Origin of the sequence: Patulibacter medicamentivorans (assembly GCF_000240225.1) — a bacterium.
Classification (GTDB): Bacteria; Actinomycetota; Thermoleophilia; order Solirubrobacterales; family Solirubrobacteraceae; genus Patulibacter; species Patulibacter medicamentivorans.
The window spans coordinates 1-7,596 of the sequence record NZ_AGUD01000148.1; the positions used below are offsets into that span (position 1 = coordinate 1).

General features: G+C 72.5%; 5 protein-coding genes and 2 pseudogenes. All 7 read right to left on the reverse strand.

Going from position 1 to position 7,596, the window contains the following annotated elements; translation table 11 throughout:
- A pseudogene (locus PAI11_RS27825) lies at positions 1-235 on the reverse strand (hypothetical protein); the annotation flags it as partial.
- A gap of 155 nt (positions 236-390) precedes the next feature.
- Complete coding sequence (locus tag PAI11_RS10515; RefSeq protein WP_007574130.1) at positions 391-1,314, reverse strand: CoB--CoM heterodisulfide reductase iron-sulfur subunit B family protein; 924 nt, start codon at positions 1,312-1,314, stop codon at positions 391-393.
- The gene (locus tag PAI11_RS10520; RefSeq protein WP_138974222.1) at positions 1,311-2,501 is read right to left on the reverse strand and encodes a succinate dehydrogenase/fumarate reductase iron-sulfur subunit; all 1,191 of its coding nucleotides are present in this window, start codon (positions 2,499-2,501) and stop codon (positions 1,311-1,313) included. Before PAI11_RS10520 ends, PAI11_RS10515 begins: the two co-directional genes overlap by 4 nt.
- Positions 2,501-4,195, reverse strand: a complete 1,695-nt coding sequence (locus tag PAI11_RS10525) for an FAD-binding protein (RefSeq protein WP_007574134.1) — start codon at positions 4,193-4,195, stop codon at positions 2,501-2,503. Before PAI11_RS10525 ends, PAI11_RS10520 begins: the two co-directional genes overlap by 1 nt.
- Positions 4,196-4,401: 206 nt before the next feature.
- Positions 4,402-5,604: a site-2 protease family protein gene (locus PAI11_RS24240; protein WP_007574136.1), complete on the reverse strand. Its 1,203-nt coding sequence runs from the start codon at positions 5,602-5,604 to the stop codon at positions 4,402-4,404.
- Positions 5,605-5,651: 47 nt separating this feature from the next.
- Positions 5,652-7,352, reverse strand: coding sequence for an acyl-CoA dehydrogenase family protein (locus tag PAI11_RS10535; protein ID WP_007574137.1), 1,701 nt, complete (start codon positions 7,350-7,352; stop codon positions 5,652-5,654).
- Positions 7,349-7,596 (reverse strand): annotated as a pseudogene (locus PAI11_RS27065) (TetR/AcrR family transcriptional regulator); the annotation flags it as partial. The gene PAI11_RS10535 and the pseudogene PAI11_RS27065, both read right to left, overlap by 4 nt.

Here is a 7,596-nt window from a genome sequence, read left to right on the forward strand (position 1 = left end):
CCAGCCGCGCGCCGAGGTCGTCCGGCAGGTCGACGGGGCGTCCACCGCCGCGGTCGGCGCGCAGGGCGTCGGGCACCAGCGCCCGCGGCGGCCCGGGGACGATCCCGCCGGAGACGGTCGGCGTGCCGGAAGCGGCCGGCGCGGCGGCGCGTGTCGGGCTCGACGGCGGGGTTGGGCGGGCGGATGCGGCGCTCCGCTCGGTGACGGGCGCCGGATCGTCTGGGCGGCGGACCATCACGACGCTCGCAGCCTACTGAGGAGCGCCCCGCTCCCGTAGCCGGGCAACCCCGGTTGCGGGCCCGCGGCGACGTGCACCAGACGCCCGCTCCTCCACAACGAGCGAGGGCGCCCGTCGGGCGCCCTCGCAGGTCCAGCCGGTGCGACCGACGGCTAGGCCGCCGACAGCGCCCCGACCGAGCCGACGACCGAGGTCGTCCAGTCGATCACCGAGGTCGGCTTGACGACGTGCTTGCCGAGGCCGAGCTCCTTGGGGTCCATCCCGAGGGCCAGGCCGACCATCTGCGGCAGGTGCAGGACCGGCATCTGCAGATCGCGGCCGATCGTCTTGCTGACGACGGGCTGCTGCATGTCCAGGTTCAGGTGGCAGAGCGGGCACGGCGTGACCAGGCAGTCGGCGCCCTGGTCCTTGGCCTCGCCCAGGTTCTGGCCGGCCATCCGCATCGAGGTCTCCTTCTGCATGAGGGAGATCGGGAAGCCGCAGCACTTCTGGGCGCCCGAGTAGTCGACGACGGTGCCGCCGAGGGTCTCGATGACCTGCTCCAGATAGGTGTCGCGCGGGTTCTCGTCGTCGATGCCCAGCCGGTCGGTCGGACGGACGATGTAGCAGCCGTAGAACGGCCCGACCTTGAGATCGGTCAGCGGCCGCTTGACGCGCTTGGCCAGCTCGTCGAGGCCCAGCTCCTCCACCAGCACCCAGAGGAAGTTCTTGTTGACCAGGCCCTTGGCGTACTCCAGGCCCTCCGGGGTCAGGTGCTTGTTGACCTCGGCACGGTACTCCGCGCTGGCGTCGAGCCGCTCCTGGCACTCGCCCTGCGCGCCCTGGCAGGTCGAGCAGATGTTCATCATCAGGTCCGCGCCCTGCTCGATCTCCTTCTGCGCGAGCGCGAAGGTGCGAGCGTTGAGCGTGTCGGCCAGCTCCTGGCTGTGCTCGGCGATCACGCCGGCGCCGCAGCAGTTGGCGCGGTTCAGCTCGACCAGCTCGATGTCGAGCAGCGGGGCGACCTTCGCCATCGAGCCGTGCAGCTCGGGGGTGAAGCCACGGCTCACGCAGCCGGGCCAGTAGGCGACCTTCATGCTCCGGCCTCCGTCTGGTTGGTGGCGGCTCGCTCGGCCTGCTCCGCCGCGTCGTGCGCGGCGGCCTCGGCGACGTGCGCCTCGTGGGCGGCCAGCTCGGCGGGATCCTCGTCCGGCTGGGTGATGTAGAGGTTCAGCTCCAGCCGCTGCTCGCGACCCTGGACCTCCTGGTAGATCCGCTTGATCTGCGCCTGGTCCGGGTTCTTGTGGTGGAAGAGCGCGGTCTTCGGCGTGACCTTGCGGCGCAGCAGCGCCTTGGTGATGACCGGCAGCGAGGCGACGAGCTCCTTGGCCGCCGCCGGGGCCAGCGGGCCGCCGTAGGAGTCCGGGACCATCTTGGCCTCGTTCAGCGTCCCGTACTTCTTGACGCTGTTGACGATCGCCATCTCGTGGCGCTCGCCGTTGTTGCGGTCGTTGATGTGATGGTCCTGCGAGGCGATCCGCCGCAGCCGCATGATCTGGCTCATCGGCGCCACGCCCTTCGGGCAGGCCTCGATGCACTTGAAGCAGTGGGTGCAGGCGTAGATCCCGTGCGGGTCCTCGGCCAGGTTGCTGAGGCGCTCGGCGTGACGGCTGTCGCGCGGGTCGCCGACGAAGCGGTAGGCCTTGGCGAGCGCGGCCGGGCCGACGAACAGCGGGTCGATCTCCATCGACAGGCAGTCCGAGACGCAGGCGCCGCACTGGATGCAGGCCATCGACTGCGTGACGTCGACCATCGACTCGCGCGGGACGATGTGCTCGCGCTCGGGCAGCGGCTCCTTGGGGAGCAGCCACGGGGTGACCCGCGCCTGCTTCTTCCAGTGGACCGCGTCCATGTCGACGATCAGGTCCTTGATCACCGGCATGTTGCCGAGCGGCTCGATGGTGATCTTGCCGTCCTTGGACCGCTTCAGCGCCTCGTCGAGGTGCGTGTGGCAGGCCAGGCCCGGCTTGTCGTTGATCCGGGTGCCGCAGGAGCCGCAGATGGCGGCGCGGCAGGAGCAGCGGACGCCGATCGAGCCGTCCTCCTTGGCCTTCGCCTGGAGGATCCCGTCGAGCACCGAGCGGTGGGGCTCCAGCTCGATCTGGAACTCCTCGAAGTACGGCGCCTGGCCGGACTCCGGGTCGTAGCGGCGCAGGCGGAGCGTGAACTCCTGGAGGCCCTCGGGCTTGGCCTCGGTCGCGTCGGTGTTCTCGATCGTCGACATCAGTACGTCCGCTCCATCGGCTGCCACTGCGTGATCGTTACCGGCGCCTGGCCGAGCTTGGCGGCGCCGTCACCGTCCCTCTCCACCGTCAGGTGGAAGAGCCAGTCCTCGTCGTTGCGCTCGGTGAAGTCGGTGCGCGAGTGGGCGCCGCGCGACTCCTTGCGCTCCAGCGCCGCCTTCACGATCGCCTCGGAGCAGTCGAGCATGAAGCCCAGCTCCAGCGCGCCGAGCACGTCCTGGTTGAAGACGGTGCCCTTGTCGTCGATGTAGGCCGTCTTGGCCTCCTCCTGGAGGCGGTTCACGACCTCGGCGCCCTTGGTCATGCCCTCCTCGTCGCGGAAGACGGCGCAGTACTTGTTCATCGACTCGCCCAGCTCCTCCTTGATCTCGGAGACGCGGCGGCCGGTGCGCGGCCGGTCGATGATCGCGGCGATCTGCTTCGCGTCGTCGCGCAGCTGGGCGTCGGAGACCTTCGGCATCGCCATCGAGGCGGCGACCTTGGCGGCGTGCTCGCCGGAGCGGCGGCCGAAGATCAGCGTGTCGAGCAGCGAGTTGGCGCCCAGGCGGTTGCCGCCGTGGACGGAGACGCAGGCGACCTCGCCGGCGGCGTAGAGGCCGGGGATGTCGGTCTCGCCGTCGACGTCGGTCTTGACGCCGCCCATCGTGTAGTGCTGACCCGGGCGGACCGGGATCGGCTCCTTGGTGATGTCGATCCCGGCGAAGTCGCGGCCGAGGTTGACGATCTCGCGCAGGGCTTCGAGCACGCGGTTCTTCGGGACGACGGTGACGTCCAGCAGCACCGAGTCCTTCAGCGGGCCGGTGCCGCGACCCTCGTTGATCTCCTTCTGCTCGGCGCGCGAGACGACGTCGCGCGAGGCGAGCTCCATCTTGTTCGGCGCCGACTCGACCATGAACCGCTCGCCGTTGGCGTTGCGCAGGTGCGCGCCCTCGCCGCGGGCGCCCTCGGTGATGAGGAAGCCGTTGGCCGTCATCGTCGTCGGGTGGTACTGGATCATCTCCATGTCCATCAGCCGCGCGCCGGAGCGGTAGGCCAGGGACATGCCGTCGCCGGTGCAGATCAGGCCGTTGGTCGTCGGCTTGAAGGCCTGGCCGACGCCGCCGGTGGCGAGGATCGTGGTCTTCGCGGTGAAGGTCTGCATCTCGCCGGTGCGGATGTTGCGCGCCACGACGCCCTCGCAGCGACCGTTGTCGCCGCGCAGCAGCGAGGTGTTGAACCACTCCTCGTAGCGATCGACCCGATCGCTGTACTTCATGAGCTGCTCGTAGAGCACGTGCAGGATCGCCTGGCCGGTGATGTCGGCGACGTAGGCGGTCCGCTTCATCGAGGCGCCGCCGAAGGCGCGCAGGTCCAGGTGGCCGGTCTCGTTGCGGTGGAACGTGACCCCGATGTGCTCGAGGTACATGATCTCGCCCGGCGCCTCGGAGGTCATCACCTCGATCGCGTCCTGGTCGCCCAGGTAGTCCGAGCCCTTGACGGTGTCGAAGGCGTGCGAGCGCCAGTCGTCGGCGGGATTGATCGCCGCGTTGATCCCGCCGGCCGCGGCGACGGAGTGCGAGCGGACCGGATGGACCTTGCTCATGATCGCGACTGTTGCGCCGGCGTCGGCCGCGGCCAGCGCAGCGCGCTGGCCGGCCAACCCGGCCCCGATGATCAGGACGTCATGTGCGGGCATGAGCCTCTTTCAACCTAGGACAGGGGAACCGCGCCGGATCGTATACCCCGCAACCCCCCGTTCGCGGTCCCGTCCAACCCAACCAAAATGGTCGGAATCTGCCGTCAGAGCGGGAGGTTTGCGCGCCCCAACCGGCAGGCATGGGCGACGGCGGCGGAGGCCGTCGGCGAGCAGCGGGAACGCGACCGGCGGTAGCGCGCCAGCGATCAGGCGGACGGCGCGCCTGGGGCCGGCGGCTCGCCGTTCCCGGACCCGCCCGGCAGGGCGGCCGCCAGCGCGTCGCGGACGCTGACGAACGTCACCAGGCCGCGCATCACGCCGGCCCGGTCGACCACCGGCAGCGCGCCGAGCCGCCGCAGCGGCTCGCTCGAGAGCAGCGCCTCCAGCGTCTGCTCGGGCTCGACCCGCGGGGCGTCGTCGCCGCTCACCAGCAGCTCGCGGACGGGGACCTCGGGGCGGCCGGCGGCCAGCTCGCCGGTCACGCGCTCGGCGGTGACGATCCCCTGGAAGCGGCCCTGGGCGTCGAGCACCGCGGCCCAGTCGACGGCGAACGGCCCGAACGTCTCGTGCTCGGCCTGCAGCGCGGTCGCGTCGGCGGGCACCCAGTTCGGGCGCTCCTCCATCAACTCGCCGGCGGTGACGGTGTGCAGCTGCTCGCTGATCTCGCTGGTGACGACGGCGGCGCGGGCCGCGGCGCCGATGAACCACGCGATCAGCAGGAACCAGATGCCGTTGTAGACCTGGCCGTCGGCCAGCTGCCAGACGCCGACCGCGGCCAGCAGCAGCGCGAAGCCGCGCCCCAGCTGGCCCGCGACGACGGTCGCCTTGCGGCGGTCGCCGGTCAGCTTCCAGGCGATCGCGCGAGCGATCCGGCCGCCGTCGAGCGGGAACGCCGGGATCAGGTTGAAGCAGAAGAGGACGGCGTTGACCGCGGCGCCCCAGCCGAACAGCGCGACCCCGGCATCGGTCGCCTGCTCGCGCAGCAGCGCGGCGTCGATCAGGGTGCTGCCGTCGCTCAGCGCGATCCCGGCGCCGACGCAGATCCCGCCGGCGATCAGGGTGCCGAAGGGACCGGCCGCGGCGACCAGGAACTCCTCCTTCGGCGTCCGCGCGTCGCGGTCCAGCCGGGCGACGCCGCCGAGCAGCCAGAGGTCGATCGAGACCGTCTGGATCCCGAACCGCCGCCCGACCAGCGCATGGCCCAGCTCGTGGACGATCAGCGAGCCGAAGAAGAGCCCGGCGGCGGCGACGGCCAGCGCGTAGGCGGCCGTCTGCGAGAGCGCCGGCAGCACGTCGCCGAACTGCTGGCCGAGCAGCATGACGATCAGGAACAGGGCCAGGAACCAGCTGGGGTCGGCCCCGATCCGGATGCCGAAGAGCTGCGCGAGCTTCACCGAACGGGCGGGCATGCTGCGGTCATCGTCGCAGGTCGCCCGCCCGCTCGATGCGGCGTGCGTCAGGCGGCCAGCGGCGGCGTCGCCCGCGCCACGATCGGGTCGAGGTCGAGCCCGGCCGGGAGGGTGCCGAACTGCAGGCCGCCCTCGCCGAGCCGTCCGGCGACGAACGCGTCCGCGACGGCGGCCGGCGCGTGGCGCAGCAGCAGCGACGCCTGCAGCGCCAGCGCCAGCCGCTCGACGACCGATCGCGCCCGCGGCTCGAGCGTCGCCGGGTCGGACAGGTCCGCGCGCAGGCGCGCGAGGAAGGCGTCGTAGCGGCGGTCCGCGCCGGCGGCCAGGTCGAGCTCGGCGACGAGCGCGTCGAGCGCCCCGCGCTCGCGGGCCAGCGCGCGCAGGACGTCGAGCGCCATCACGTTCCCGGAGCCCTCCCAGACCGAGTTGACCGGTGCCTCGCGGTACAGCCGCGGGAGCCCCGACTCCTCGACGTAGCCGTTGCCGCCCAGGCACTCCAGCGCCTCGAAGCAGAGCTGCGGCGCGCGCTTGCAGACGTGGTACTTGGCGATCGCCGTCGCCACCCGCCGGAACGCTCGCGCCTGCTCGGCGTCGGCGCCGGACTCGGCGACGGCCGCCTCGTCGTAGGCGCGCGCCAGCCGCAGGCCGAGCGCGATCGACGCCTCGAGCTCCAGCCCGAGGTCGGCCAGCACGGCCCGCATCAGCGGCTGGTCCGCCAGCCGGCGGCCGAAGGCCTGGCGGTGGGCCGCGTGCCAGGCGGCGTTGCTGGTCGCCCAGCGCATGATCGCCGTCGACCCGTAGACGCAGTCCAGGCGGGTGTGGGCGACCATCTCGATGATCGTCGGAACGCCGCGCCCGGGCTCGCCGACCATCCAGCCGTGGGCGCCGTGCAGCTCGATCTCGCTCGACGCGTTGGAGCGGTTGCCGAGCTTGTCCTTCAGCCGCTGCAGGCGGATCGCGTTGCGGCTCCCGTCGGGCAGGACGCGCGGCATCAGGAAGCAGGAGATCCCGTCGGCGGCGGTGCCGTCGCCGCCGGTCCGGGCGAGGACCAGGAAGACGTCGCTCATCGGCGCCGAGCAGAACCACTTGTGCCCCGTCAGGAGGTGCTCGCCGCCGGCCTCGCCGGCTCCGCCGACGGGGACCGCGCGGGTGGAGTTGGCGCGGACGTCGGATCCGCCCTGCTTCTCGGTCATCGCCATCCCGCAGACCGCGCCCGGCTTGTCGCCCGCGGGCCGCAGCTCGGGGTCGTAGCCGCCGCTGGTCAGCAGCGGCTCCCAGAAGGCGGCCAGCTCGGGCTGGGCCCGCAGCGCCGGGACGGCGGCGAAGGTCATCGTGGTCGGGCAGGCGAAGCCCTGCTCGACCTGGGTCGCGGTCATGTACTGGACCCCGCGGGCGACGTGGGCGCCCGGACGCGGGTCGGTCCAGGGCAGCGCGTGGAGCCCGTCGGCGCGCCCGGCCGCCATCAGCTGGTGCCAGGCGGGGTGGAACTCGACCTCGTCGATCCGGTGGCCGAAGCGGTCGAAGGGCCGCAGCTGCGGCTCGTTGGCGTTGGCCTGGAAGCCCCAGCGCAGCGGCTCGCCGGCCCAGCGGGCGCCGATCTCGATGCTGCGCTCGCGGGCCCAGCCGCCGCCCTCGCGCTCCAGCCCCTCCTGCAGGGCGGGGTCGGACAGGAACAGGTTGTGGTCCTGCAGCGGCGGCGGCTGGTTCGTGACCTCGTGGGTGACCAGCGGGGTGGGGGCGGTGCTCATCGGTGGGTCTCCGGTGCGGGCGGGGCGGCGTGGGGCGGGGCGGCGCTGGTGGCGTGGGGCGGGGCGCCGACCGCGCGCAGGGCAAAGGTGGCGAGCGAGCCGGCGAGCCGGTCGACGTCGGCCGCGTCCGGGGTCGGGGCCAGCGGCGAGAGCGGGCCGACCAGCGCCTCGGCCAGGCCGCCGACGAGCGCGGCGGCGGTCAGCTCGGCGGGCTGGTCCGGCAGCTGGCCGCGATCGATCCCGG